The organism is Kiloniellales bacterium, from assembly GCA_030064845.1.
Classification (GTDB): domain Bacteria; phylum Pseudomonadota; class Alphaproteobacteria; order Kiloniellales; family JAKSDN01; genus JASJEC01.
In genome coordinates, this window is sequence record JASJEC010000072.1 from 1 (window position 1) to 25,180 (window position 25,180).

Annotated in this window: 25 protein-coding genes; 17 read left to right on the forward strand and 8 right to left on the reverse strand. The window is 67.3% G+C overall.

Features of this window, described 5'->3' with window-relative positions; translation table 11 throughout:
- From QNJ67_19145 to QNJ67_19155, 3 genes are all read left to right on the forward strand, one after another.
- Positions 1–1,515, forward strand: a 1,515-nt coding sequence (locus QNJ67_19145; GenBank protein MDJ0611100.1) for a protein kinase, incomplete at its 5' end; no start/stop codon positions are given.
- Entirely contained in the window at positions 1,481–2,572 is a 1,092-nt protein-coding gene (locus QNJ67_19150; protein MDJ0611101.1) for a polysaccharide deacetylase family protein, read from the forward strand. The genes QNJ67_19145 and QNJ67_19150, both read left to right, overlap by 35 nt.
- Positions 2,569–3,702 (forward strand): hypothetical protein, encoded by a 1,134-nt coding sequence (locus tag QNJ67_19155; protein ID MDJ0611102.1) that lies wholly within the window; start codon positions 2,569–2,571, stop codon positions 3,700–3,702. The genes QNJ67_19150 and QNJ67_19155 overlap by 4 nt, the downstream gene beginning before the upstream one ends.
- Positions 3,703–3,730: 28 nt before the next feature.
- Here the strand turns inward: QNJ67_19155 and QNJ67_19160 are convergent, their stop codons facing one another.
- A complete protein-coding gene (locus QNJ67_19160; protein ID MDJ0611103.1) occupies positions 3,731–5,083 on the reverse strand; it encodes a tetratricopeptide repeat protein in 1,353 nt (450 codons plus the stop codon).
- 311 nt (positions 5,084–5,394) lie between these two features.
- On the opposite strand from QNJ67_19160, the gene QNJ67_19165 reads away from it, so the two are divergent.
- Genes QNJ67_19165 through QNJ67_19185 form a run of 5 tightly spaced genes read left to right on the forward strand, consistent with a single transcriptional unit; the run spans position 5,395 to position 11,160 of the window.
- A complete protein-coding gene (locus QNJ67_19165; protein MDJ0611104.1) occupies positions 5,395–5,982 on the forward strand; it encodes a GNAT family N-acetyltransferase in 588 nt (195 codons plus the stop codon).
- Positions 5,983–6,021: 39 nt separating this feature from the next.
- The gene (locus QNJ67_19170; protein ID MDJ0611105.1) at positions 6,022–7,572 is read left to right on the forward strand and encodes a gamma-glutamyltransferase; all 1,551 of its coding nucleotides are present in this window, start codon (positions 6,022–6,024) and stop codon (positions 7,570–7,572) included.
- Positions 7,573–7,601: 29 nt separating this feature from the next.
- Complete coding sequence (locus tag QNJ67_19175; protein MDJ0611106.1) at positions 7,602–8,540, forward strand: DMT family transporter; 939 nt, start codon at positions 7,602–7,604, stop codon at positions 8,538–8,540.
- 59 nt (positions 8,541–8,599) lie between these two features.
- The gene (locus QNJ67_19180) at positions 8,600–9,637 is read left to right on the forward strand and encodes an agmatine deiminase family protein (protein ID MDJ0611107.1); all 1,038 of its coding nucleotides are present in this window, start codon (positions 8,600–8,602) and stop codon (positions 9,635–9,637) included.
- 11 nt (positions 9,638–9,648) lie between these two features.
- The gene (locus tag QNJ67_19185; GenBank protein MDJ0611108.1) at positions 9,649–11,160 is read left to right on the forward strand and encodes an amidohydrolase family protein; all 1,512 of its coding nucleotides are present in this window, start codon (positions 9,649–9,651) and stop codon (positions 11,158–11,160) included.
- A 13-nt stretch (positions 11,161–11,173) separates the two neighbouring features.
- On the opposite strand, the gene QNJ67_19190 is transcribed toward QNJ67_19185, so the two are convergent.
- The gene (locus QNJ67_19190; protein MDJ0611109.1) at positions 11,174–11,614 is read right to left on the reverse strand and encodes a hypothetical protein; all 441 of its coding nucleotides are present in this window, start codon (positions 11,612–11,614) and stop codon (positions 11,174–11,176) included.
- A gap of 108 nt (positions 11,615–11,722) precedes the next feature.
- Between QNJ67_19190 and QNJ67_19195 the strand changes: the two genes are divergently transcribed.
- Positions 11,723–12,223, forward strand: coding sequence for an endonuclease V (locus tag QNJ67_19195; GenBank protein ID MDJ0611110.1), 501 nt, complete (start codon positions 11,723–11,725; stop codon positions 12,221–12,223).
- A gap of 36 nt (positions 12,224–12,259) precedes the next feature.
- Here QNJ67_19195 and QNJ67_19200 read toward each other — a convergent pair whose 3' ends face one another.
- Positions 12,260–12,715, reverse strand: a complete 456-nt coding sequence (locus QNJ67_19200; protein MDJ0611111.1) for a DMT family transporter — start codon at positions 12,713–12,715, stop codon at positions 12,260–12,262.
- A gap of 130 nt (positions 12,716–12,845) precedes the next feature.
- Here QNJ67_19200 and QNJ67_19205 point away from each other — a divergent pair, with 130 nt between their 5' ends.
- Together QNJ67_19205 and QNJ67_19210 are read left to right on the forward strand one after the other, a co-directional pair.
- On the forward strand, positions 12,846–13,520 hold the full coding sequence (locus QNJ67_19205) for a cupin domain-containing protein (GenBank protein MDJ0611112.1): 675 nt from the start codon (positions 12,846–12,848) through the stop codon (positions 13,518–13,520).
- An 89-nt stretch (positions 13,521–13,609) separates the two neighbouring features.
- Complete coding sequence (locus QNJ67_19210; protein MDJ0611113.1) at positions 13,610–14,332, forward strand: tRNA (adenine(22)-N(1))-methyltransferase TrmK; 723 nt, start codon at positions 13,610–13,612, stop codon at positions 14,330–14,332.
- Here QNJ67_19210 and QNJ67_19215 read toward each other — a convergent pair.
- A complete protein-coding gene (locus QNJ67_19215) occupies positions 14,306–15,268 on the reverse strand; it encodes an agmatinase (protein MDJ0611114.1) in 963 nt (320 codons plus the stop codon). The two genes, QNJ67_19210 and QNJ67_19215, sit on opposite strands and share 27 nt — an antisense overlap.
- A 102-nt stretch (positions 15,269–15,370) precedes the next feature.
- Positions 15,371–16,375, reverse strand: a complete 1,005-nt coding sequence (locus QNJ67_19220; GenBank protein MDJ0611115.1) for a class I SAM-dependent methyltransferase — start codon at positions 16,373–16,375, stop codon at positions 15,371–15,373.
- A 192-nt stretch (positions 16,376–16,567) separates the two neighbouring features.
- Between QNJ67_19220 and QNJ67_19225 the strand changes: the two genes are divergently transcribed.
- From QNJ67_19225 to QNJ67_19250, 6 genes are read left to right on the forward strand one after another with little or no spacing between them, the layout of a single operon-like run.
- Positions 16,568–17,206 (forward strand): class I SAM-dependent methyltransferase, encoded by a 639-nt coding sequence (locus tag QNJ67_19225; GenBank protein ID MDJ0611116.1) that lies wholly within the window; start codon positions 16,568–16,570, stop codon positions 17,204–17,206.
- 38 nt (positions 17,207–17,244) lie between these two features.
- A complete protein-coding gene (locus QNJ67_19230) occupies positions 17,245–18,426 on the forward strand; it encodes an ABC transporter substrate-binding protein (protein ID MDJ0611117.1) in 1,182 nt (393 codons plus the stop codon).
- A gap of 57 nt (positions 18,427–18,483) precedes the next feature.
- The gene (locus tag QNJ67_19235; protein MDJ0611118.1) at positions 18,484–19,302 is read left to right on the forward strand and encodes an ABC transporter ATP-binding protein; all 819 of its coding nucleotides are present in this window, start codon (positions 18,484–18,486) and stop codon (positions 19,300–19,302) included.
- Positions 19,299–20,003 (forward strand): ABC transporter ATP-binding protein, encoded by a 705-nt coding sequence (locus QNJ67_19240; GenBank protein MDJ0611119.1) that lies wholly within the window; start codon positions 19,299–19,301, stop codon positions 20,001–20,003. The genes QNJ67_19235 and QNJ67_19240 overlap by 4 nt, the downstream gene beginning before the upstream one ends.
- A 16-nt stretch (positions 20,004–20,019) precedes the next feature.
- Positions 20,020–21,033, forward strand: a complete 1,014-nt coding sequence (locus QNJ67_19245; GenBank protein MDJ0611120.1) for a branched-chain amino acid ABC transporter permease — start codon at positions 20,020–20,022, stop codon at positions 21,031–21,033.
- Positions 21,030–22,337 (forward strand): branched-chain amino acid ABC transporter permease, encoded by a 1,308-nt coding sequence (locus QNJ67_19250; GenBank protein MDJ0611121.1) that lies wholly within the window; start codon positions 21,030–21,032, stop codon positions 22,335–22,337. The genes QNJ67_19245 and QNJ67_19250 overlap by 4 nt, the downstream gene beginning before the upstream one ends.
- Positions 22,338–22,352: 15 nt before the next feature.
- On the opposite strand, the gene QNJ67_19255 is transcribed toward QNJ67_19250, so the two are convergent.
- The 3 genes from QNJ67_19255 to QNJ67_19265 all read right to left on the reverse strand — a co-directional run bounded on the left by QNJ67_19255 (position 22,353) and on the right by QNJ67_19265 (position 24,837).
- Positions 22,353–22,733, reverse strand: a complete 381-nt coding sequence (locus QNJ67_19255; GenBank protein ID MDJ0611122.1) for an endonuclease domain-containing protein — start codon at positions 22,731–22,733, stop codon at positions 22,353–22,355.
- Between the two features lie 68 nt (positions 22,734–22,801).
- Positions 22,802–24,433, reverse strand: coding sequence for a GMC family oxidoreductase N-terminal domain-containing protein (locus QNJ67_19260; protein MDJ0611123.1), 1,632 nt, complete (start codon positions 24,431–24,433; stop codon positions 22,802–22,804).
- Positions 24,430–24,837 carry a hypothetical protein gene (locus QNJ67_19265; GenBank protein MDJ0611124.1) on the reverse strand — a complete coding sequence of 136 codons (408 nt, stop codon included), beginning with the start codon at positions 24,835–24,837 and terminating at the stop codon, positions 24,430–24,432. The genes QNJ67_19260 and QNJ67_19265 overlap by 4 nt, the downstream gene beginning before the upstream one ends.
- Positions 24,838–25,180: the final 343 nt, after the last annotated feature.

A 25,180-nucleotide genomic window follows, 5' to 3' on the forward strand; every position in this document is an offset into this window, starting at 1 on the left:
GAGCTGGCGCTGAAAATCCTGAAGAAGGAATGGTGTCTCGACGACAGCTACGTCGAGCGCTTCATGCGCGAGGCGAAGGCCGCCGGCGCCTTCTCCCATCCCAATATCGTGACGGTCTACGACATCGGCCAGATCGACAATCGACCCTACATCATCATCGAGCTGGTGACCGGCTCGCCGCTTGGCGAGGTCTTCGAGCCCGGCACGCCCGTCCCGATGGAAAAGGTCCTCTCGATCGGCATCCAGCTGGCCGACGCCCTGGACTACGCGCACAACCACGGGGTGGTCCACCGCGACATCAAGCCGAGCAACATCATGGTGCTGGCAGACGGCGAAACGATCAAAATCGCCGATTTCGGGATCGCCCACATCGACGATCCTAACGCCCAGCAGACCCAGGTGGGCACGGTCTTGGGAACGCCGCAATACATGTCGCCGGAGCAGGTCATGGGACAGAAGGTCGACGGCCGCTCCGACCTCTTCTCGGTCGGCGTCGTCCTGTATCAGATGTGCAGTGGCCAGAAGCCCTTTGAGGGCGATTCCATGGCGACGCTGCTCTACAAGATCACCCGCGACGAGCCCGAACCGCTGGGCCAGAGCGCGCCGGGCCTGCCGGCGGGTCTGCAGCACATCATCGGGAAGCTGCTCGCCAAGTCGCCGGAGCGCCGCTTCCAAAGCGGCGACGAGCTTGCCCGGGCGCTGCGCCACGAACAGCAGGTCCTCGAAGAGCTGTCCAAGGACAAGGAACGCCACAGGATTATCCCGATCCGGGTCCGCTGGTCGCTGGTGATGGCGGGTCTGGTCGCCCTGACGATGGCGGTCAGCGTCTACTTTATCGAATCTCGGCAGAGCCATTCGCTGCGCCAGTTCGCGGTCGACTCTGGCACATCGCTCGCCACCTTCATCGCCACTGAATCCGCGGTGCCGGTCCTCCAACAGGACTGGATCACGATCGAGACCTTCGTCGAAGAGGCGATGGAGCGGGAGACCTTCGTCTACCTCGCGGTCATGGACCACCTGGGCGTGGTCCGCGGCGCCACGCACAAGGAGTGGCTCGACCAGAAGTACAGCGGGCCGGAGGTCACCGAGCTGCTGTACGAAGACCCGGACGGGACCATGCGGGCCGGCCTGGCGCAGCTATCGAGCGGGGAAGAGGTGCTCGACTTCGAAACGCCGATCCTCTTCACGGGCAAACAGGTCGGCAAGATCCGCCTGGGCCTGTCCCGCACGCCGCTCCAGAGTGTCGTAGACACGACCCGGCTCTTGCTGATCGCCTTGGCGCTGGTCACCGTGCTCGCGGTCAGCCTGGTGTCCTACGTCCTGGCGAGACTGCTGTCGCGGCCGATCAAGTCGCTGTGCACCGCCATGGAGCAGATCGCGACGGGCAACTACGACTGCCGCATCTCGGAGCAGAGGAACGATGAATTGGGCGAGGCCTATGCGGAATTCAACCGAATGGCGGCTGCGCTGGAAGCACGTGATGACGAAGAAACCCAGCCCCGGTCGGCGGCCTGACGAAGTGACGGGAACGCTCGGAACCGTCCGCCCGCGGCCGGCCGCCGGCCGGTTGTCCCGGCCATTGGGTGCCGCGCGGCTGTGGCTCGCTGTCGCACTGCTCGGCGTCCTGTCCGCCTGCGTGCGCAGCCCCTTCGACCAGGACGTGATCGCCAAGAACTCGGATTTCCTGGTCCTGACGGCGGGCAGCGGCGATACCCTCGGATCGCTGGCCGCCCAGTATCTCGGCGATGAAAAAAAGGGCTGGGTTATCGCCGAGCTGAACGGCATTCGGCGCGTCAAGGCGGGCGAGGAAGTGGTGATCCCGCTGAAGCCGATCAGCAAGGCCGGCATGTTCGACGGCGGATTTCAGAAGATACCCATCCTGACCTACCACCGCTTCACCCCGGGCAAGTCCGATTGCGGCAGGCTCGCGGTCTCCGAAGACGCCTTCGTCGCGCAAATGGCCTATCTGCGCGACCGCGGCTTCCGGGTGATCGATTTCAAGGACTTGGCGGATTTCATGGCGGGCAATGTGAGCCTGCCGCGCAGATCGGTGATCCTGTCGATTGACGACGGCTACAAGTCGGTCTACGAGATCGCCTTTCCGGTCCTCAAGCGTTTCGATTACCCGGCGACAATATTCGTCTATTCCGATTTCGTCGGTGCCGGCGCCGGTCTGACCTGGAAAGAGATGAGAGAGATGGTGGATACGGGTCTGATCGATATCCAGCCGCACTCCAAGACCCACAGCGACCTGACCCTGCGCCTCGAGGGCGAGAGCGAGAAGGCCTACCGGAAGCGGCTGGCGATGGAGCTTCGCCATCCGGCCGAATTGATCAAACGCAAGCTGGGCCTGCCGATCCACACCTTCTCCTACCCCTACGGCGCGGAGAACGAGATCGTCATCGAAGCCGCGGCGGAGGCGGGATACACCTTGGCCGCGACGGTAACCCGTGGCGGCAACCCGACTTTCGCACACCCGCTGGTCCTGAGGCGGACACAGATCTACTGCGGGGACAGTCTCAAGACCTTCGCCAGACGGCTGCAGACGTTCGAGAAGATCTCGCTGAAATGACGCCTCCACGACGCCGTTTCGACGTCATTCTGCTGCCGCTGCTGCTGGCTTTCGGGTGCGCCCAGCCGGAGCCCCTGCCCGAGATAGTCATGTCGAACGGCAGCGAACCTTCCGCGCTGGAAGCGCGCGCCGCGCGCGCAGAGCGGCTGGCCAGCGAGGGCGATCTGATGGCGGCCGTGCAGCAATGGCGAATTCTGGAGCTGCTCGACGGTGACAACGCTACCTACAGCATCAAGCGGAAGGCCCTCGAGGCCGAGCGCGACCGCCGGGTCGAAGAGGCGCTGAAGCGGAGCCGCAAGGCGGTCGCCAAGCGGCAGGCGAAGGCCGCCAAGGCAGCTTTCCTCGAGGTGCTGGCGTACGACGGATTGAACGAAGAGGCGCGGGCGGGTCTGCAGGCCATGGAGGCCGCCCAGGTCCGGCGCAACCGCCCGAGGATCGCCTACGCCCAACCGCCGACGGCTGCTCGACCGGCCCCGCCCGTCACATCGAGCGAGCGGCCGGCGCCTCCCGTCACCCCGGCGGCGGCCGGAGAAAGAAGGACAAAGGGCCGGAGTGCGGCCGCCCTGGAGATCATCGACGGCGCCCAGTTTCAGGAATCGCCGCCGCTCGATGCGGACGACGAGGCCGAGCGCGGCACGCAGCTCGCGGCACGTTCGGTCGACGCCGACCGGGCGATGGAAGCCGCGCGCGCGGAATCCTTGGAGACCGCCATCGACCTGGCCAAGAACGGCAACCATCTGGCCGCCATCCCGCGGCTGAAGACCCATCTCCAGCGCTTCCCCAAGGACGGCACCGCGCGGGATCTCCTGGCGGAAACCCATCGCCAGGTCGGAATCGCCTACTATCAGGACGGCAAACTTCGCGAGTCGGTCAGTCACCTGCGGGCCTCGGCAGACTATGCCAAGGTCGCCGATCCCCTGACCCAGGCCGCCCTGAACGACGCCAGCGCCAAACTGGCGCAGCAGGCCTACGAGGAGGGCGTGAAGGTCTTCAAGAGCGACATCGGACAGGCGATCGACTACTGGGAAGAGAGCCTGGAATACGACCCTTCCCATCTTCGGGCGCGCAGCTACTTGGATAAAGCCTACAAAATCCAGGACACCCTATCGGATATCCCGTCCGAAAACTGACGGTCGAGAGCGCGACTTCCGCAGCACCTCAATCGGGGACGGTCCCCAGACTCTCTTTAAGCTCGACGGTCTCCAGCCGCTTGACGGAACAGGACGCGAAGCCCGGATCGACCGTCAGGCACTCGTCGTACATGGCGATCGCCTCGTCCAGCTCCTGCCGCTGAAAAGCCCTCAGGCCCCTGCGGTAATACTCCTTGGCGACGACCGGGGTGAGCACGAGCAGCTTCTTGTTGGCCAGTGAGTGATCGGGAACCACATCGACCGCCCTCTGGTAGGACTTGTAGGCTTGGATCACGTCGTCGTTGGCCTGATAGCTGGTCCCTTCCTGATAGAGGGCGTCGGCCTCGTCCAACTTAGCGAAGCGCCCGAGGCGCTGCTCGACCTCCTGGTTCTGCGGGTCCAGCTGGCGCGCCCGCACCAGCACCACCGAGGCCTGCTCGCGATCGCCCTTGGTTTCCAGTGTATCGGCGTAGGTCAGATAGTTCAGCGCAGCCTGCTGCTTGACGAAATAGGCGTCGGGATACTGCTTGACCGCCTCTTCGTAGGTATCGCTGGCACCGACGAAGTCGCCCTGCTGGGCCTTCTCGACGGCCTGAGTCATCAACTGGTCGAGCGTGACCGCCCCGCTCTCGCCCGGCGGATCGGTCTCCAGGATCACGGCCTTCGCGCTGGTCTCGTCGGTCTCCCCGTTTGCGTCGCCTTCGACGCCGGTCCCGAAGTCCAGGGAAGCCTCCTGCGTCCCGATGCCCTCTTCGGAGGCGCTCTGATCGTCCGCCGCCCCTGCTTCTCCGATCGCCGTTTCGGAGGGCTCCGTCTCGAGGAGCTCCGCTTCGCCCGGTTCCGTATCGGCGAAGTCCGCCTCCGACAGGCCAGACGCCGAGCCCTCGGCCGCCACCACTTCGTCGGCAGCCTCCAGCATCTCGGCCTCTTCCTCGCTTATCAGCGGGGTTCCAGGCTCCAGGGTTTCGACGGCAGGCGCGTCGACCGCAGCTACCTGGCTCTCCATGGCCGGCGGCTCCGTTCCGGGCACCTTGATCGTCTGCCCGACCACCATTTTGCTCGGGTTCTCGATACCGTTGTAGCGGGCCAGCGCGTGGAACTTCAGCGGATCGCCGAGCATTCTCTTTGCCACGATGGAGAGGGAGTCGCCCCGCTCCATCCGGTAGAGAAAATAGTCCTCGCCGAGATAGGCGACCGGGTCGCTGTCGATCTGCTCAATCAGATCGATGGCCCGCTTCCTGCCAGGGCGCTCCCTCAGATAAGCCGCCAGTTCGGCTCGCGCCTGCCCCGCCTCGCCGACCTGCAAGAGGTCGAGAGCCTTCTTCCACCGTTCCTTGGGGGTCAAACCCGGCTGCGCCTGAAAGATCTCCGGCGCCGTCATCGGCCTGTCCGACGTTTCCTCCGGCCCCTTGGTCTCGAGGCCCAGACAGCCGGTCAAGGCAAAGGCCGACAATGACAACACACAAACCGCTAGCATCCGCATGGTGCAGCGTCTCCCTTGCCCCTGTTCACATCCTCGCAACCCAACCAGCACTGAAAACGACACACGCTACCCCGCCCTGCTCTGGCCGGGCGCGGCGCCTCGCTTCCCCCTGCGGCACATTCTAGCAGAAAATGAATTACATGCCAGATTTCAGAATGCTATCGAGAGGCCCGCGGCGCGCCGCGACGGCGTGCAGCGATCCCTTTGACTTGAGCGACTTGCGCGCCATGCCGAGCAGCGGCCCTAACCCCGAGCACACCATCGAGGAGGTGGTGTTTCGCCCCCTGCCGGACGAGGCGAAGGACCGCTGGGCCGAGGTCGCGGAGATATTCTTTCTGGCATCTTCCAGAAAGCGCTTCCGGTCGGCCGAGGAAAAGGCGGATTTCCTCCGGCGCTGGACCGGATACTACCGGGAGCAGGCGGCGGAGCATTTTCTCCTTGCCGTTGCGCCGGACGGCCGCCTGGCCGGATACCTGACGGGATGCCTCGACAGCGCCGCCGCCGACCGTCTCTATCGCGACCTGCCCCACTACGGACTGTTCGATGACCGCTTCGCGGCCTTTCCCGCGCACTTCCATATCAACCTCCACCCGACATTCCGGTCGCGCGGTCTCGGCTCGCGGCTCGCCGGGGCTTTCGTCGCGACCTGTCGCGAGCGCGAAGTGGCTGGGGTCCACGTCGTGACCGCGCCCGACGCCCGCAACGCCGAATTCTATCGCCGGCTCGGGCTGACCGAAGCGCTGGTCCGGCCCTGGCAGGGCCGCGAACTGCTGTTCTTGGGCCGACGACTTGGATAACGTCGGGGTGACTTGAACGCGCTGCGAGGGGGACGGGCGATGGACGGCAGGGAAGAGCGTTGGCGGATCTCGAAGGCCGTGGTCCGCTCGCCCCGCGGTGTCGTCGCGGCGCAGCACGCCGAAGCGGCCGAGATCGGCGCCGCCGTCTTGCGCGACGGCGGCAACGCGGTCGACGCGGCCGTCGCTACGGCCCTGGCGCTCGGCGTGCTCGAGCCCTGGATGAGCGGGATCGGCGGCGGCGGCTACATGACGGTCTATCGCGCCGCCGAACGGCGCTCGAAGATCGTCAACTTCGCGATGGTCGCGCCCGCCGGGCTGGATCCCTCGGACTATCTGCTTTCGGGCGGCGGCACCGATGCCGATCTTTTCGGCTGGCCGGCGGTAAAGGAAAACCGCAACGTCAAGGGTCCGCTCTCGATCGCCGTTCCAGGCAGCGTCGACGGCTTGGCTGTCGCCCTCGAGCGTTTTGGCTCCCTGCCCTGGCGCGCCGTTCTGGAACCGGCCATCGGGCTCGCCAAGGAGGGCCACCCGGTCACCTGGTGGACCACCCTCAAGGTCGCGGGCGAGGCCCACGACCTGATCGAGAACCAGGCGGCGTCGCGGGTCTACCTGCCGGGCGGGCTGCCGCCGCGGGTGCCGGAGTCCGGGCGCGGCCGGCTCGACCTGGGCGCCTTGGCCGGCAGCCTGGAGCAGCTCGCCCGCGCCGGGCACCGGGACTTCTACGAGGGCGCGCTGGCGGCCACCCTGGCCGACGACCTCGCCGCGGCCGGCTCACGGGTCACGGCGGCCGATCTCGCGGCCTATCGCGCCGTGGTGCAGGACCCCCTGGTGGTGCGCCGCGGCGACGCCGAGATCCACCTGCCGCCGGGCCTCAATGCGGGTCCGAGCTTCGCCGCGGCCCTCGGCGCCCTGCCGCCCCTCGCCGCCGGCGCACCGGGCGCGGAGGCCTACGCGGCCTATGCCGAGGCGCTCTCCAGCGCCTACGCCGAACGTCTCGAGACCATGGGCCACGACGGCGACGCTTCCGGCCGGGGGTCGACCACGCACCTCTCGGTCATCGACGGCGCCGGCAACATGGTGGCGCTCACCAACACCCTGCTCTCGTTGTTCGGCTCGAAGGTCCTGCTGCCGTCCAGCGGTGTCCTCATGAACAACGGCGTCATGTGGTTCGATCCGCAGCCGGGACGGCCCAACTCGATCGCGCCGGGCGTGGCTCCGCTCAGCAACATGGTGCCGCTCGCCGTGACCCGGGACGGCGAACCCTGGTTCGCCCTCGGCGCCTCGGGCGGCCGGCGCATCCTGCCAGCGGTCTTCCAGCTTACGTCGTTCCTGGTGGACGGCGGGCTGTCCCTGGAGCAGGCCGTGGCGACGCCGCGCCTCAATGTCGACGGCGGCGCGAAGGTCCAGGTCGACCGGCGCCTGCCCCAGGCGGTCTTCGACGCGGTCGAAGCACGGCGGCCGGCGGAGTGGGCCGAAGCGAAGGTCTCGCCCAACTACTTCGCCAACCCGCAGATCGTCATGCGCGACGGCGCCGACTGCCTGGGCGTCGCCGAGACCCGCCTGCCGGTGGCCGACGCGCGGCCGGCCTAGTCGGGCCCCGCGCGTCCCGAGGCCGGGCCGTGCTCCGCCGGACCGCGAGCTTCTGGGCCAGATTCTGGCAGGGAGCGACCGGCTCGATCCGCGGGATCGTCTTGATGGTGGCCTCGACGCTGGCCTTCTCGACCATGCATATCCTGGTCCGCTTTCTCGCCGCGGAGATCGACCCTCTGCAGATCTCGTTCTTCCGCAACCTCTTCGGCACGCTCGTCTTCCTGCCCTGGATCCTGCGTTACGGCCTGACGCCGCTGCGCCAGGCGCGCCACAGCCTTCACTGGTTGCGGGCGGTGGTCAACGTGATCGCCATGTTCGCCTTCTTCACCGCGCTCAGCCTGACCCCGGTGGCGGAGGTCACGGCGCTGGCCTTCACCGCGCCGATCTTCGCTGCGCTGCTCGGGCTCCTGGTGCTCGGCGAGACCTTCCGCCTGCGCCGTTGGATCGCCATCGTGGTCGGCTTCGCGGGCACCCTGGTCGTCCTGCGGCCGGGCCTGGCGCCGACCGACCCGGGCACGCTGCTCGCCCTCGCCTCCGCGCTGCTCTGGGGCGGCGTGCTGATCATGATCAAGGTCTTGAGCCGCACGGAATCGAGCATGACGATCACGCTCTACATGAGCATCCTGCTGTCGCTGCTCTCCTTCGGCCCGGCCCTCTTCGTCTGGACCGCGCCGGATCTCGAACAGCTCTTCTGGCTCCTGGTCATCGGCACTCTCGGCTCCCTCGGCCAGGTCGCGGTGACCCAGTCCCTCAAGGAGACCGAGACCAATGTCGTCATGCCCTTCGACTTCCTGAAGCTGATCTGGGCGGCGCTGCTCGGCTTCCTGATCTTCGCCGAGGTGCCCAACCTCTTCGTCTGGCTGGGCGGCGCCATGATCTTCGCCAGCGCCAGCTACATGGCCTACCGGGAGAACCAGCTGGCGACGGCCGGCAAGGCGCGGCGGGCGGCCGCGCTGGACCGGACCTGAAGCATCGGACGGCGCGGGGCAAGCGTGTTACGCTGAAGCCGTCAGCGAGGGCGGATGAGATGACCCAGATCGAGAAGCCCGGTGAAGCGCAGAACCCGCTCGACGCCGGCTACGCCATGCCGGCCGAGTGGGAGCCCCACGCGCGCTGCTGGATGGCCTGGCCGCACAGGGTGGACCTCGTCCAGGACCTGGAGCGCACGCAGCACGGCTACGCCGAGGTGGCACGAGCGATCGCGCGCTTCGAACCGGTCACCATGGTGGCGACGCCGGAGGCCGCCGACACCGCGGGCCGGCTCTGCGGGCCCGGCGTCGAGATCCTGCCGATAACGATCGACGACGCCTGGGCCCGCGACAGCGGACCGACCTTCCTGAAGCACCGGGAGTCCGGCGCCCTCGCCGGCACCTCGTGGCGGTTCAATGCCTGGGGGGTGAAGCACGAGCCCTACGACCAGGACAACCTCCTGGCCGGGCGCGTCCTCGATCACCTGGGGGCGCGCTGCTTTCAGTCGCCCCTCTTCCTGGAGGGCGGCGCGCTGCATGTCGACGGCGAGGGCACGGTTCTGACCACCGAGTCCTGCGTGCTCAACGCCAACCGCAATCCCGGCTGGTCAAAGGAAGAGGCCGAGCGCGAGATCCTCTGGGCGCTGGGCGCGGAGAAGCTGATCTGGTTGCCGGGCGACCCCGACGAAAAAGAGACCGACGGCCATGTCGACGGGTTGGCCTGCTTCGCGCGCCCCGGGGTGGCGCTGATGGAGAGCGCCAGGGATCGCAGCGATCCCTTCCACGCGGTCCTGGCGGAGAACCGCCAGGCCCTGGAGAACGCGGTCGACGCCAAGGGCCGCAAGCTGGAGATCCTGCCGATCGACTACGCCGACGAGGCAGAGCCGACGAGCGACGTCTTCTGCGCCTCCTACATCAACTTCTACCTGGCGAACGGCGCCGTGATCCTGCCGGGCTACGGCGTGCCGGGCGACGCACGGGCGCGGGACGCCGTAGCCGCCGCCTTTCCCGGGCGAACGGTGGTCCAGGTCGACGTTACGGCGATCGCGCCGGGCGGCGGCGCGATCCACTGCATCACGCAGCAGCAGCCGGCCTGAGGAGGCGGCCAATGACGCGTGACCGGCTCGTGATCCGCGGCGGGCGCCTACTCGATCACAGGGCCCGCACGGCGGAACCGGCGGACATCCTGATCGAGGGCGACACGATCCGCGAGATCGGGCCGCCGGGCCTGGCCGCGCCCGAGGACGCGCGCTCGGTCATCGCCGAGGGACGGCTGCTGATCCCCGGCCTGATCAACGCCCATACCCACGGCCACGGCTCCCTCGGCAAGGGCCGGGGCGACCGCTGGTCGCTGGAACTGCTGCTCAACGCCAGCTACTGGATCACCGGCGGCCGCTCCCACGAGGACCGCTACGCCGCCACACTGCTGAACGCGGCCGAGATGATCCGGCGCGGATGCACCGCGGCCTACGACCTGACCAACGAGATCCCCATGCCCACCCCGGAAGGGATCGGCGCGGTGGCCAGGGCCTACCGCGACATCGGCATGCGGGCGCTGATCGCTCCCATGATGGCGGATATCAGCTTCTACGACGCCGTGCCGGGCCTGGTGGAGGGCCTTCCCGCGGCACTGCGCGACGAGGTGTCGAGGTTCCGCGGCGGAACCTTCGAGCCGATGATAGAGAACTGTCGGCACCTGCTGCGCGACTGGCCGTTCGACCGGGACCGGGTCGACTTCGCCCTGGCCCCGACCATCCCCCTGCTGTGCAGCGAGGATTTCCTGCGTGCCTGCGGCGCCCTGGCCGATGAGTTCGGCGCATTTGTTCACACCCATCTCGCCGAATCCAAGATCCAGGCGCTGTCAGGACGGCGCCGCTACGGGCGGAGCCTGACCGCCTACTGCGAGGCCCTCGGCCTGGTCAACGAGCGCTTCACCGCGGCCCACGGCATCTGGCTGGACGAGGACGACGTGGCTCTGCTCGCCGACCGGGGCGCCAGCGTGGCGACCAACCCGGGCAGCAATCTGCGCCTCGGCTCGGGCCTGCCGCCCCTGAACTTGCTCGACCGGGCCGGCGTCAACCTGGCGGTCGGCAGCGACGGCTCGAGCTCGTCGGACAACCAGAACATGTTCGAGGCCGCCCGCCTGGCCTCCTTCGTCTCGCGGGTCCAGTCGCACGACGTCAACGACTGGCTGACCACCGACCGGGTCTTCGAGATGGCCACCCAGGGCGGCGCCCGCGCCATGGGGCGCCAGCACCAGCTCGGCCGCCTGGCGCCGGGCTTCAAGGCCGACATCGTGTTCCTCGACCTCGACGACCTCGCCTATGTGCCGCTCAACGATCCGGTCAACCAGCTGGTCCACTGCGACGACGGCGGCTCGGTCGAGAGCGTCATGATCGGCGGCAGCCTGGTCTACGAGAACCGGCGCTTCACGACGATCGACCTGGACAAGCTGATCGCCGAGGTGCGCGAGACCCAGGACCGCCTCAACCAGGCGACCGAGCCGCAGAAGGCCGCGGCCCGGCAGCTCGAGCCCCTGGTCGCCGAGTACTGCGCCTGCTTCGCGGCCGAGCCCTATCCGGTGCGGCGCATGGGCTGCGGAGGGGGTCTGGAGGATTGACCGCAAGCGCCGGCTATTGCTCCAGGAAGTTGACCCGCACGCCGTTGCGGCCGCCCTGTTTCTCCAGCGCAACCTCGATGCGGTAGTCTTCGGCGTCGCAGGCCATCACGGTGTCCGGGAGAAACCAGTCCTCGGGGATCCAGGCAAATCCATTCGTCCGGCAATGGTCCCGAATCTTCTGCATCAGGTCCGAGACACTATCCTGGCTCTGGTAGCTCAAGATGATGACGGCCGGCGCCGTGCCATCCCTGGCGCTGTACGAGAAGCGCGCAGGCTCGTCGCGTGGCCATTCGGAGACGGTCCTGCTGTTCACGACGATCGCGTAGGTGAGGCCGCCGTCCTGGAATTCCAGATGATCGCTGGTCACAAGGCTGAAGACATAGAGGCCGCCCGCCACCCCGGCGAGAAGCACCAGGGCCGTCGAGAAAAGGCCGATGCGAAGAGCGCGTGCCACGGTGCATCCGTCCCCAGCTAGACAAGCATCAGCCTCCCAACGCCTTGCCATGGCGTCAAGAAGCGTGGCATTGGGCGGCGTCACCCATAGCGGCCAGGTTGGACCGTCGTGATACTCGCTACCGACACCCACTACGGCGCGCGGACAGCCCGGACCGCGGGCGTGCTGTTTCGCCGGTGGACCGACGCGGAGCCCCTGTCCACCCACGTGCTGGAGCAGGACGAAACGGCCGCCGCTTACCAGCCGGGAGCTTTCTATCTGCGGGAGCTGCCTTGCATCGTGGCGTTTCTCTCGAGCCTCTCCGCCCGCCCATCGATCGTCGTCATCGACGGCTACGTCCATCTCGACGAGCACGGCCGCAAGGGCCTGGGCGCCCACCTCTTCGACGCGCTCGGCGCGGCGGTGCCCGTGGTCGGCGTCGCCAAGCGGCCCTTCGCCGGCAGCCGTCACGCCGAGGCGGTCTTGCGCGGCCGTAGCGAGCGTCCCCTCTTCGTCACCGCCGCCGGTTTTTCCGCGCGGGAGGCCGCCGAAGCGGTCGCGCGCATGAGCGGCCCTCATCGGCTGCCGAGCCTGCTCAAGCTGGCCGACCGACTCAGCCGCGGCGCGTGATCACCGCTGATCCGGACCTTCGTTCCCCGGCTCCGGTCAGCGCCGCCACTGAATCAGCATCATGCCGGCGATCACCAGGCCGGCGCCGATCAACCGCTGTGTGGTGACCGGCTGGACCCGGTAGGCCAGAAGGCCGTAGTGGTCGATCAGCAGCGAGGCGGTCATGGTGCCGACGATGGTGGTCGAGATGAAAGCGGCGGCGCCCAGCTTCGGCGCGATCACCAGGGCGCTGAGCACGAAGATGCCGCCGAGGCAGCCGCCGGTCCAGGCCCACCAGGGCGCCGCCGCGATCGCGCCGACCGGCGGCAGGGGCACCCGAAAAATCAGCATGACGACCAGAAGGACAAGGCTCGCAACCATGGTGTTGGTGAAGGCGGCCAACAAGGGATGGCCCTGGAACTGAGCCAAGGTGGCGTTGACGCCTGCCTGGATGGGATAGCCGGCGCCCACGATTAGCGCGATGATGAAGAACAACAGGGTTTCGAGCGCCATGGAGCCTCCTGACCTGGGACGCGGACGGTTGGATTTCGGAAGGAACCCGGGAACACTCCGGGGGTAGCAGATCGCACTGATCGACGCCATGTCCAGGGCGCCCGCCCGCGAAAGATCCGGAGAACCCGCCATGAAGATCAACGCCGATGTTTCCCAGCGCGCCGTCGTGGACAGCCGCAGCCTCGACTGGGTGCCCTCGCCCCTGGCCGGTGTCGAGCGCCGCATGTTGGAGCGGGACGGCGAGGAGGTCGCCCGGGTCACCTCAATCGTGCGCTATGCGCCCGGCAGCCATTTCACGCCCCACACCCACGGCGGCGGCGAGGAGTACCTGGTCCTCGAAGGGACCTTCAACGACGACAGCGGCGACTTCCCGACCGGCAGCTACGTGCGCAATCCCGTCGGCTCGCGCCACGAGCCGCGCTCCGACGAGGGCGCGGTAATCCTGGTCAAGCTCTGGTGGATGCACCCCGAGGACCAGGCCTTCGTGAACATCGACATGACCCGGGAGGACCTCTGGCAGCCCGGCGACCAGGAGGGTGTCGAGGTCATGGCGCTCCACCAGTTCGAGGCCGAGAGCAACGCGCTCTACCGCCTCGCACCCGGCGCTTCCCTGCCGGCGCGAGAACTGCCCGGCGGCGAGGAGATCTATGTCATTGAGGGGAACTGCGGCGACGACCACGGGCAGTACGGCGAAGGCACCTGGCTGCGGAATCCCATTGGCCGGGCCTCGGAACTGGTCAGCGAGTCCGGCTGCCGGCTCTTCGTCAAGCGCGGCCACCTAAGCAAGCTGCCGCCGGCACCGTGAAACGGCCAAGTCACGGCTCGCCCTATGGTCTCGCACGCCGGCAGGCCGTCGGGCTCCCAGCGAACGGCTGATCTGCTGGAACAACCGCCATGGCGCGCTTTCAAACACTCGGCCCGGCCGACCTGGAGATTGTGACCAGGAAGCAGATCGCCCAGCAGAAGTCGTGGCGCGAGGTGCCGAAAAATGGATTGGCCGTAGAGTGTTGCGGGAAGAACTTCACCGTACTTCCAAACGTCTTTCCGCCGCGGGGCGACACGAGGCTCACGATAAATTCCCTGGATGTCGCACCCGGGAGCTCGGTTCTCGACATGGGAACCGGCTCAGGCGTTCTCGCCATCTTTGCCGTGCTTCGCGGTGCCGTCAGCGCACTTGCGGTCGACCTCAACCAGAACGCCGTTCGCAACGCGCGCGTGAACGTGGAGCGCCACGGACTTCAAGGCTCCATCGACGTGCGCCTTTCAGATGGGTTCTCGGCGATCGCCGAAACCGAGAAGTTCGAGACGATCATTGCCAACCTGCCTGGCCGAAGCGAAGTGGCCAGGGACGCGGTCGAGGCGGCGCAGTGGGACTCCGGTTTCGAGACCCACAGGGCCTTCTTTGCCGAGGCGCCCCGTCACCTTGAACCCGGCGGGAGAATCCTAATGACCAAGGCGAATTACCCGGAGCTCAATGATACGGTGGAGCTTGCAGAGCAGGCCGGGTTCGTCACCGAGGTACTGGCCAGGAAGAACCCGGCAGACGGCGATCCAAGGACCTACTTCGTGCTGGCGTTCAGCCGTCGACAGTCATCCGTCGCGCCGGGCGGCAACTGAGTGGGCAACCACACAGAGGATCTCGAACATAAGGTTGGCGCCGTTGAGCGCCGTGTGGCCGGCGGGGTCGAGCGGCGGGGCGACCTCACAGACGTCGCCGCCGATCAGGTCAAGGCCCTGCAGGCCGCGGATCATCACCTGGGCATCGCGCATCGAGAGGCCGCCCGGCTCGGGCGCGCCGGTGCCCGGGCAGAAGACCGGGTCGAGGCCGTCGATGTCGAAGGTGACGTAGGCCGGCCCGTCGCCGATCACGCGGCGGGTCTCCTCGATCACCGCCTTGCGGCCCATCTCCTCGAAGTCGTCCATGGTGATCACCCGCATGCCGACGTCGTAGCCGTATTGGATGTCCTCGTCGCTGTAGCGGGTGCCGCGCAGGCCGATCTGGACCACCCGCTCGGGGTCCATGATCCCCTCCTCCACGCCGCGTCGGAACACGGTCGCGTGGTTCACCCGCGAGCCAAGCAGTTCGTCGAGGGTATCGGCGTGGGCGTCGAAGTGGACGATCCCGACCGGTCCGTCTTTCACGATGCCGCGCAGGATCGGCAGGGTGACGGTATGATCGCCGCCGGCCGAGACCGGCACCACGCCCTTGCGATGCAAGGCGTCGTAGAAGCCGGTGATCGTATCGATGCTGCCGAGCGGCTCCAGAGGGTTGACCGGGGCGTCGCCGACGTCGCCCACCTTGCAGAGCTCGAATGGCGCGATCCGGCTCGAGGCGTTGACCTGGCGGATCAGCCGCGACATCTCGCGCACCTGCGCCGGCCCGTGGCGCGGTCCGGCCCGGTTGGTCGAGCCCATGTCGTAGGGCACGCCGGCCAGTCCGATGTCGAGCGCCTCGGCCTGCCCGACCGGCACATGCCGGGTCCGCATGAAGGTCGCCGGCTCGGCGAAGCGCGGCGTCACCGCGGAATCGATCGGTTGAAAATCCTCGGTCATGCCCGCCTGCTCCCCGCCTAAACCCTGGCCTTCCTCCTTGATTTCACGTCCCCGCGGCCGACGCAACACTCGCCACGCACAGCGCCTGATTGGCGAGTTCGGCTAGATGCGGACGTGATAGAGGTAGCGCGCAATCCGGCCGGCTTCCACGTCGGGCAGGTACTCTTCCTCGGATTCCCGGATCAGGCTGGCCGCGATGAAGCCGTTGCCCTCGGCCTCGAAGGCGCCCCGTAGGTCGGTCGCGGCCCGCAAGTTCCTGTGCCAGAACTCGCCGATCTGCGTTGTGTAGTCCCGGGTTTCGAAAGAGAGACCCAGACTCGAAAGCGCTTCCGACAGTTCGCTGCGCTCGGGCGCGAGATCGCCCGGATCCTCTCCCTCTTCAATGTGGTGATTGAAGAAGATCCCCATACGGCCGCCCGGACTGAGCGCAGCCGCGACATCGGATAGGGTCTTCTCGAGATCGGCGGCCCAATAGAGCGTATCGAGAGAAATGACGGCATCGAGCGACTGCTCCGAGAGGTCGAGGAGGTTCAAATCGCCCTGCACGAAGCGCATGCGGGACCGCTTGTCTTCCGTTCGCCGGTTGGCCTCGTCGATCGCCGCTTCGGCATAGTCGAGACCGGTAATCTGAGCGCCCGTCCGGTCTGAGATGTACTCGGCGATAGCGCCCGCCCCACAGCCGAGATCCATCACCTGTTCCCCCGGCTTGATATCGAGAAGGTCCAAAAGGTCCTGGAGCGAAGCCATGTCGGTCTGGCCTTCCTGGCAGAGGTCCTCGCCGAAAACGCGTCGGCACAGTTCGGAGTGCGCCTCGCTGGCCCAGGCCGCCTGATAGAACTTCTGGTAATAGTACCAGTACATATCCGGCCGCTCGCTGTGATAGCGCTGCGCCAGAGGGCGTCCCGCCGCGGTCAGGCGGTAGCCTCTATCGCTGCCGTCGATCAGGCCCTTGGCCACGAGACTCCCGTAGGCGTCCGACCAGTCCTCGCGAAAGATCCAGAAGCGCTCCGCCTCGGCCTCGAGCGAGGCCCTGTCGGAAGACGCGCCTTCGCTCTCCGCCTTCTCCAACGAGGCCAGTAGCTGGACCTCGGCTTCCGAGAGTTCCATTCGGGGCCCCAAAACGATGGAATGCTGTCGAGACAGGTTAGACCGCCTCGAGACCGTCAGGGAAGTTCCGATGCCGGTGCCCGGCTTCACGCGGTCGACAGGGGAGCGCGAAGGATTTCGTGCTTACCCCGCTTGGGAGACTTCGGATACCCTTGGGTACGAGTGTCGAGAAAACGAAAGTCGACGAGAAGAATGAACGGCGACGCCGATCCCTGGCTCGACAAGGTCTATGGGGCCGAGACCCCGGACCAGCTGATGGGGCACTACGACGCCTGGGCGGAGAACTACGAGCGCGATCTCTGCGCCACGGGCTACCGCCTGCCGGCCGTCGCCACCGGCCTGGTCTGCCGCTACGTCGCCGACCGCAACGCGAAGATCCTCGACGCGGGCTGCGGCACGGGGCTGATCGGCGAAGCCTTGGCGCCCTTGGGTTATCGCAACCTGGAGGGTCTCGACCTCAACGCCAGCATGCTCGAGGTCGCCGGCGGCAAAGGGGTCTACGGGGCGACCCACGAGCTCGGTCTCGGACGAGAGATCGACCTGCCGGAGGGACACTTCGACGCGGTCGTCTCCTTCGGGGTCCTCACCCTCGGCCACGCCCCGCCCGACGCGCTCGAGGGCATGGTCGCGACGACCAGGCCGGGCGGCTTCCTGATCTTCTCGGTCTCGGTGCCCGCGCTCGCGGAAGGCGGCTACAGCGAGATGCTGGAGCACCTCACCGCGGCCGGCGTTTGGGCGCGGAAGGAGGCCACGGATCCCTTCCGCTCCATGCCCTATTCGAAGACCGAAGGACAGATGAAGCACCGGGTCTTCGCCTATCAGAAGAGCTAAGATTGCCCAAAGACCAGAAACAGAGAGGAGTATTCGAGATGAGACGACTGCTTCTTGCCGCCCTCGGCGCGACCCTGCTGGCCGGCCCGGCCACCGCCGAGGATATCAAGCTCGGCGTCATCCTGGGCTACACCGGCCCGATCGAATCCTTGACCCCGGACATGGCCGCCGGCGCGGAACTGGCCATGAAGGAGATCAGCGACGCCGGGGGGATCCTCGGCGGCTCCAAGGTGGTGCCGATCCGCGGCGATTCCACCTGCGTCGACGCGGCTGCGGCCTCCGCGGCGGCCGAGCGCCTGATCACGTCCGACAAGGTCAAGGCGATCGTCGGGGCGGACTGCTCCGGCGTGACCACGGCCATCCTCAAGAACGTCGCCATGGCCCAGGGCATCGTGATGATCTCGCCCTCGGCCACCTCGCCGGCGCTGTCCGACACCCCCGATGACGGCCTTTTCTTCCGGACCTCGCCGTCGGATGCCCGCCAGGGTCAGATCCTGACGGATATCCTGAAGTCCAAGGGCGTCAAGAAGGCGGCGCTCACCTACACCAACAACGACTACGGCAAGGGTCTGGCCGACAGCATCAAGACCAACTTCGAGAACGCGGGCGGCAAGATCACCATCTCGGCGGCCCACGAAGACGGCAAGGGCGACTACACCGCCGAGGTCGGCGCCCTGGCCGCCGCGGGCGGTGACGTGCTCATCGTGGCCGGGTATCTGGACCAGGGCGGCAAGGGCATCATCCAGGCCGCGCTCGACACCGGAGCCTTCGACACCTTCGCCCTGGGCGACGGCATGATCGGCGATTCCCTGCCGATGGCGATCGGCAGCGACCTCGACGGCTCCTACGGCTCGCGCCCGGGAACCGATAGCGAGGGCGCCGCGACCTTCGCCAAGATGGCCCAGTCCGCGGGCTTCAAGGCCGGTCCCTTCACCGCCGAGTCCTATGACGCGGCGGCGCTGATCATTCTGGCCATGCAGGCCGCCGGCTCTTCCGACAGCGCCAAGCTGAAGGAGAAGGTCATGATGGTAGCCAACGCCCCCGGCGAAAAGATTCAGCCCGGCGAGCTGGCCAAGGCGATCAGGATCCTTCAGCAGGGCGGCGACATCGACTACGTCGGCGCCTCCGCGGTGGAGCTGATCGGCGGCGGCGAGAGCGCCGGCAACTACGCCGAGATCCTGATCAAGGACGGCAAGAACACTATCGTCGGCTATCGCTAGGTAAGGCAGGAGACGGCCCGGGCAGAGCCCGGGCCTTCCGGCCGGCTAGCCCGCGAAATGATCAGGGTCGAGGAGCTTCACCTGCATTTCGGCGGCCTCAAGGCCGTCAACAACGTCTCGCTCGCCGTCGAGCCGGGGTCGATCACCGGGCTGATCGGACCCAACGGGGCGGGCAAGACGACCCTGTTCAACGTCATCGCCGGCCACTTTGCGCCGACCTCCGGCCGGGTCTACCTGGACGAGACCGACATCACCGGACTGCAGCCCCACGAACTCTTCGAGCGGGGCCTGCTCAGGACCTTCCAGATCGCCCACGAGTTCTCGACATTGACGGTGCGCGAGAACCTCATGACGGTGCCCGGCGGACAGTCGGGCGAAAGCCTGATCGATACCTGGCTGAGGCCGGCCAGGGTCCGCGCCCAGGAGGCGGCGATACGCGCCAAGGCCGACGAGGTCATGGCCTTCCTCGAGATCGATCACGTCGCCGACGAAGCAGCCGGCAACCTCTCCGGCGGCCAGAAGAAGCTCCTGGAGCTCGGCCGGACCATGATGGTCGACGCCAAGATCGTGTTCCTCGACGAGGTCGGCGCCGGGGTCAACCGGACGCTGCTCAAGACCATCGGCGACGCCATCCTGCGGCTCAACCGGGAGCGCGGCTACACCTTCTGCATGATCGAGCACGACATGGACTTCATCAGCCGGCTCTGCGACCCCGTCATCGTCATGGCCGAGGGCGCGGTCCTGGCCGAGGGCACGGCGGAAGAGGTGCGCAGCAACGAGAACGTCATCGAGGCCTACCTCGGCACCGGCCTGAAGCACCCCCGGAGCCCATTCCCCGACACGGCAACCGGCCGCCGGCCGGGGCCTGACGCATGACCTTCCTGGTCGGCGAGAACATGACCGGCGGCTACGGCGGCGCCGACATTCTTCACGACTGCACGATCGCCGTGGACAGGGGAGAGATCGCCGTCGTGGTCGGCCCGAACGGCGCGGGAAAGTCGACCGCTATGAAGGCGATCTTCGGCATGGTCCAGCTGCGTGAGGGGCGCATCATGCTCGATGGCCGGGACATTACCGCGCTGACTCCCCAGGCGCGCGTCCGCCAAGGCATGGGCTTCGTGCCGCAAACTTCCAACGTCTTCACCTCGATGACGGTGGAGGAGAATCTCGAGATGGGCGCCTTCATCCGCACCGACGACATCGGCGAAACCATGCGCCAAGTCTTCGCCCTCTTCCCGGTTCTTCAGGAAAAGCGTCAACAGGCGGCGGGTGAGCTGTCCGGGGGGCAGCGCCAGCAGGTGGCGGTCGGGCGCGCGCTGATGACCAAGCCGCGGCTGCTGATGCTGGACGAGCCGACGGCCGGGGTCTCGCCGATCGTGATGGACGAGCTGTTCGACCGGATCATCGAGATCGCGCGCAGCGGCATCACCATCCTGATCGTCGAACAGAACGCGCGCCAGGCACTGGGTATCGCCGACAAGGGCTTCGTGCTGGTACAGGGGCGCAACCGCTACACCGACAGCGGTGAGGCGCTGCTGGCCAATCCCGAGGTGCGGAAGTCTTTCCTCGGCGGATAAAGGGGGGTTACGGGGGGTGCCGGATTTCGTCAACGCGGGGGTTCTGATCGCCAACTTCCTGGTCCTGCCGGGCCTGACCTACGGCTGCCAGCTCGCGCTCGGCGCGCTCGGCGTGACCCTGGTCTACGGCATCCTGCGCTACTCCAACTTCGCCCATGGCGAGACCATGTCGTTCGGCGCCATGGTGTCGATTTTGGCCATGTGGCTGCTGCAGGCCTGGGGCGTCAGCCTAGGGCCGCTCCCGACGGTGCTGCTAGCCCTGCCCTTCGGCATGCTGGCCACGATCGTCTTCTGCCTCCTGACCGACCGCTGGGTCTACCGCCACTACCGCCGGCACAAGGCGCCGACCGTCACGCTGCTGATCGCCTCCGTCGGCGTCATGTTCCTGATGAACGGCATCATCCGCTTCATCATCGGACCGGGTGACCGCAGCATTTCCGACGGCGCCCGCTTCATCTTCAACGCCCGTGAGTTCCGCCGCGCGACGGGGCTGGCCGAGGGGCTGGCCTTGAAGACCTCGCAGGTGATCACCGTGCTGACCGCGGTCGCGACCGTCGCGGCGCTCTTTTGGTTCCTCAACCGGACGCGGACCGGCAAGTCCATGCGCGCCTATTCCGACAACGAGGATCTTGCGCTGCTCTCGGGCATCAATCCCGAGCGCGTGGTCATGATTACCTGGATTCTGACAGCCGTGCTCGCGACCATAGCCGGGACGCTCTACGGCCTCGACAAGAGCTACAAGCCCTTCACCTACCTTCAGCTGCTGCTGCCGATCTTCGCCGCGGCCATCGTCGGCGGGCTGGGCAATCCCCTGGGCGCGATCGCCGGCGGCTTCGTGATCGCCTTCTCCGAGATCGGCATCACCTTCGCCTACCGGAAGTTCCTGGCCTACCTGCTGCCCGAGAGCTGGGAGCCCGAAGGCCTCGTCCAGCTGCTCTCGACCGACTACAAGTTCGCCGTCTCCTTCGTGATCCTGGTCCTCGTCCTCTTGACCCGGCCGACCGGCATCTTCCGGGGCAAGACGCTGTGAGCGGCGCCGGGCGCAAGACGCTGCTGTTCGGCATCATGGCGCTGCTGCTGGTCCTGGTCGGCGTCTTGCAGAGCTGGTCCCTGGCGCTGGCCATCCTCAACCTCTGCCTGATCTCTGCGATCATGGCCCTGGGGGTCAACATCCAGTGGGGCTATGCCGGGCTTTTCAACGTCGGCGTCATGGGCTTCGCCGCGCTGGGCGGGCTGGCCTGCGTGCTGCTCTCGACGCCGCCGGTCGCAGCCGCCTGGGCGGCCGGCGGCGGCCGAATCATGATCGCCGCCGCGATCGTGCTGGTGACCATCGTCGTGACCGTGATGCTGTTCCGAAGACTGCCGCGGGGCCCGGCAGACGCCGCCGCCGCTCTGGTCATCCTGGCGGGATACTTCGCGGCGCGCGCCTTCTTCGATCCGGCGGTCGACGCGATCGAATCGGTCAATCCGGCCAAGACCGGCTATCTCGGCGGGCTCGGCCTGCCGATCATCCTGTCGTGGTTCGTTGGCGGAGCACTCGCCGCCGGGGCCGCCTGGATCGTCGGCAAGATCTCGCTCGGCCTGCGCGCCGACTATCTCGCGATCGCCACCCTTGGTATCTCGGAGATCATCGTCGCCATCCTGAAGAACGAGGACTGGCTGACCCGGGGCGTCAAGAACGTGACCGGCCTGCCGCGGCCCGTGCCCCACGAGGTCGACCTCCAGCAGACGGCCTGGTTCCAGGAGCTGGCCCAGAGCCTGGCCATTGAGACGGTCGATCTCTCCTCGATCCTCGTTAAGCTCTGCTATGCCGGGCTTTTCACCGCCGTCCTGCTGGCTGTCTGGTGGCTGTCGGAAACCGCCCTGCGCTCGCCCTGGGGGCGCATGATGCGCGCGGTGCGCGACAACGAGACCGCCGCCGAGGCCATGGGCAAGGACGTCAAGAGCCGGCACCTGCAGGTCTTCGTGCTCGGCTCCGCCGTGATCGGCATGGCCGGCGCCATGCTGACCACCCTGGACGGTCAGTTCACCCCGGCGTCGTACCAGCCACTGCGCTTCACCTTCCTGATCTGGGTGATGGTGATCGTCGGCGGATCGGGCAACAACGCGGGCGCCGTGCTCGGCGGCTTCCTGATCTGGTTCTTCTGGATCGAGGCCGAGCCGATCGGCCTCTGGCTGATGGACGCCCTGACCGCGGGCCTGGCCGAGGACAGCGCCCTGCGCCTCCATCTGCTCGAGAGCGCGGCCCACATGCGCCTGATCACCATGGGGCTGATCCTGCTGCTTGTGCTGCGTTTCTCGCCGCGCGGCCTGATCCCCGAGGAGAAGCGGTAGGGCGCGAGGCGACGCCTAGTCTCCCTCTCCCTTGGGAGAGGGTCGGGGTGAGGGTGCGTTGTTTTGATGCGCCAAAGCGGCCTCGATGGCCCGGACAACGCCATCGAGGTTCTGCAGCACCTCGTTGTTCCAAAAGCGAAGGACCCGGAAGCCGAGGCGATTGAGTTCCTCGGTCCGCTGTTGATCGTACTCTTCGGTTTCCGAGTGATGACCGCCATCCAACTCCACGACCAGACTTCGTTCCAGACAGACGAAGTCGGCAATGTAGGGGCCGAGCCGAAACTGCCGCTTGAACTTCTGCCCTGATATCTGCCGATTGCGCAGAGCCTTCCAGAGATGCCGCTCAGCCGGCGTGCTGGTGGGCCGGAGGGCTCTCGCTTGTTCGGTGCGCGTCACGTTGGGCCCACCCCAGAAAAAACAAACAGCTCACCCTCACCCCGACCCTCTCCCAAGGGAGAGGGGGCTCACGCGGCAGGCCGTTGGCGGCTCTTGCGGTCCTCCTTGATCATGTCGGCGGCCTTTTCGGCGATCATGATGACCGGGGAGTTGGTATTGCCCGAAGTGATGGTCGGCATGATCGAGGCGTCGACCACGCGCAGGCCGTCGAGGCCGTGGACCCGCAAGCGATCGTCGACCACGGCTAGATCGTCCCGGCCCATCTTGCAGGTGCCGACCGGGTGGAAGATGGTCGAGGCGATGTTGCCGGCCTCGCGCGCCAGGTCCTCGTCGCTCTGGAACCGCGGGCCGGGCTTGAACTCCTCGGGCGAGAAGCGGGCCAGCGCCGGCGCGGCGCAGATCTTGCGGGTCAGGCGGATCGCCTCGGCAGCCACCTTGCGGTCGGCCTCGTCCGAGAGATAGTTGGGCTTGATGACCGGCGCCGCCAGGGGATCGGCGCCGCGGATGTCGATCCGGCCCCGGCTCTGGGGCCGCAGGTTGCAAACCGAGGCGGTGAAGGCCGGAAAGGGGTGCAGCGGGTCGCCAAGCTTCTCGGTCGAGAGCGGCTGGATGTGGTACTGCAGGTTGGGCGTCTCGAGGCTGGGATCGCTCTTGGCGAAGCCGCCGAGCTGGCTCGGAGACATGACCAGGGGCCCGCTGCGGAACAGCGCGTACTCGAGCCCCATGAACGCCTTCTGAACGAGGCTGTGGGAGCGCTCGTTCATGGTCCTGGTGCCCTGGACCTTGAAAGCCAGGCGCACCTGGAGATGGTCCTGCAGGTTGCCGCCCACACCGGCCAGTTCGTGCAGCACTGGAATGCCGTGCTCCCTCAGGAGGGCGCCAGGACCGACGCCGGAGTGCTGCAGCAGGGTCGGCGAGGCCACCGCGCCCCCGGCGAGGATGATCTCGCCCTCCGCCTCGGCCACCGCCGGCTCGCCCTTGAGCAGCAGTTCGAGCGTCCTGGCGCGCTTGCCGTCGAAACCGATCCCAGTCGCCTGGGCGCGGGTCAGCACCCGGAGGTTCGGCCGGCCCTGGGCCGGGCGCAGGAAGGCCTTGGCGGTGGACCAGCGCACGCCCTTCTTCTGGTTGACCTGGAAGTAGCCGCAGCCCTCGTTGTCGCCGCGGTTGAAGTCCTCGGTCTTGGGGATGCCGACCTCGGCCGCCGCCTCTCGGAAGGCGTCGAGGATCTCCCACGTGATCGGGATGTTCTCGACCCGCCACTCGCCGCCAACGCCGTGGAATTCGTCGGCGCCGCGGGCCTGGTCCTCGGAGCGCAGGAAGTAGGGCAGCACGTCGTCCCAGGCCCAGCCGACGTTGCCCAGTTGGCGCCACTGGTCGTAATCGCGCGCCTGGCCCCGCATGTAGATCATGCCGTTGATCGAGGAGCAGCCGCCGAGCGTCTTGCCGCGCGGATAATTCAGCGCGCGGCCGTTCAGGCCCGGCTCCGCCTCGGTCATGAAGCACCAGTCGGTGCGCGGGTTGTTCATGGTGAAGAGGTAGCCGACCGGGATATGGATCCAGAGGTAGTCGTCCTTGCCGCCGGCCTCGAGCAGCAGGACCGAGACCTCGGGGTCGGCCGAGAGCCGGTTGGCCAGCACGCAGCCCGCCGTGCCGGCGCCGACGATCACGTAGTCAAAGCGCCCGAGATTGCGGCGGGTCACGGCGTCACCTGTCCCTGGGTGTCCCCGGCCTTCTCCTTGAGACGGAGCGCCTCGACGAAGGAGATGATGTCTTCGACCTGTTCCAGGGTGATCTCGATAGGGGTCACGGGCGACTGCAGGTCGGTCCAGGGCGGCACGCCCGGCACTCGGACGAAGACGGGGTGCGGCCGCCGGGCGTAGAAGGTCCGGAAGCGCTCCAGGTAGTCGTCGCGCCTGGCCAGCAGCTGGAACGAAGGCGTCGAGCCGATCCCGCCATACTTGTTGTAGTCACCCACCACGTGGCAGCGCGAGCAGTGCTGCTCGGAGATCTTGCGCCCGGCCGCGGCGTCGCCCTCGGCCTGGGCCGCGACCGGCCAAGCCGAGCACAAGGCCGCGAAGAGGATCGGGAGTCGCCGGCGCGTCATGGCGCGAAGCTTAGCCCGTGACGGAGGCGGCGCAAGGGCTGCGGTCCGGCACCGCAGGCTCATCGCGGCGGCGGGTCGTTAGGAGTCTGTTACACTTGCTTGCAGGAATGGCTACGCCTCACGAACCTGGAGTTCGCCACGGTGCCGGTCGCCGAGGCAGCCGATTTTTGGGAGGCCGCCGGCTCTGTCCAGGTTGCCTACCTCGACCGCGATCCCTGGAGCGCCAGGCGATGCCGGCAGGACACAGAGATAGCCGCCGCCCCCTGCGCGACAGCCTGGTCGCGGCCGTCGGCGAGGCGAAGGCCGAGATTGGATCGGCCGCAACGAGGCGCGCACCCTCGTC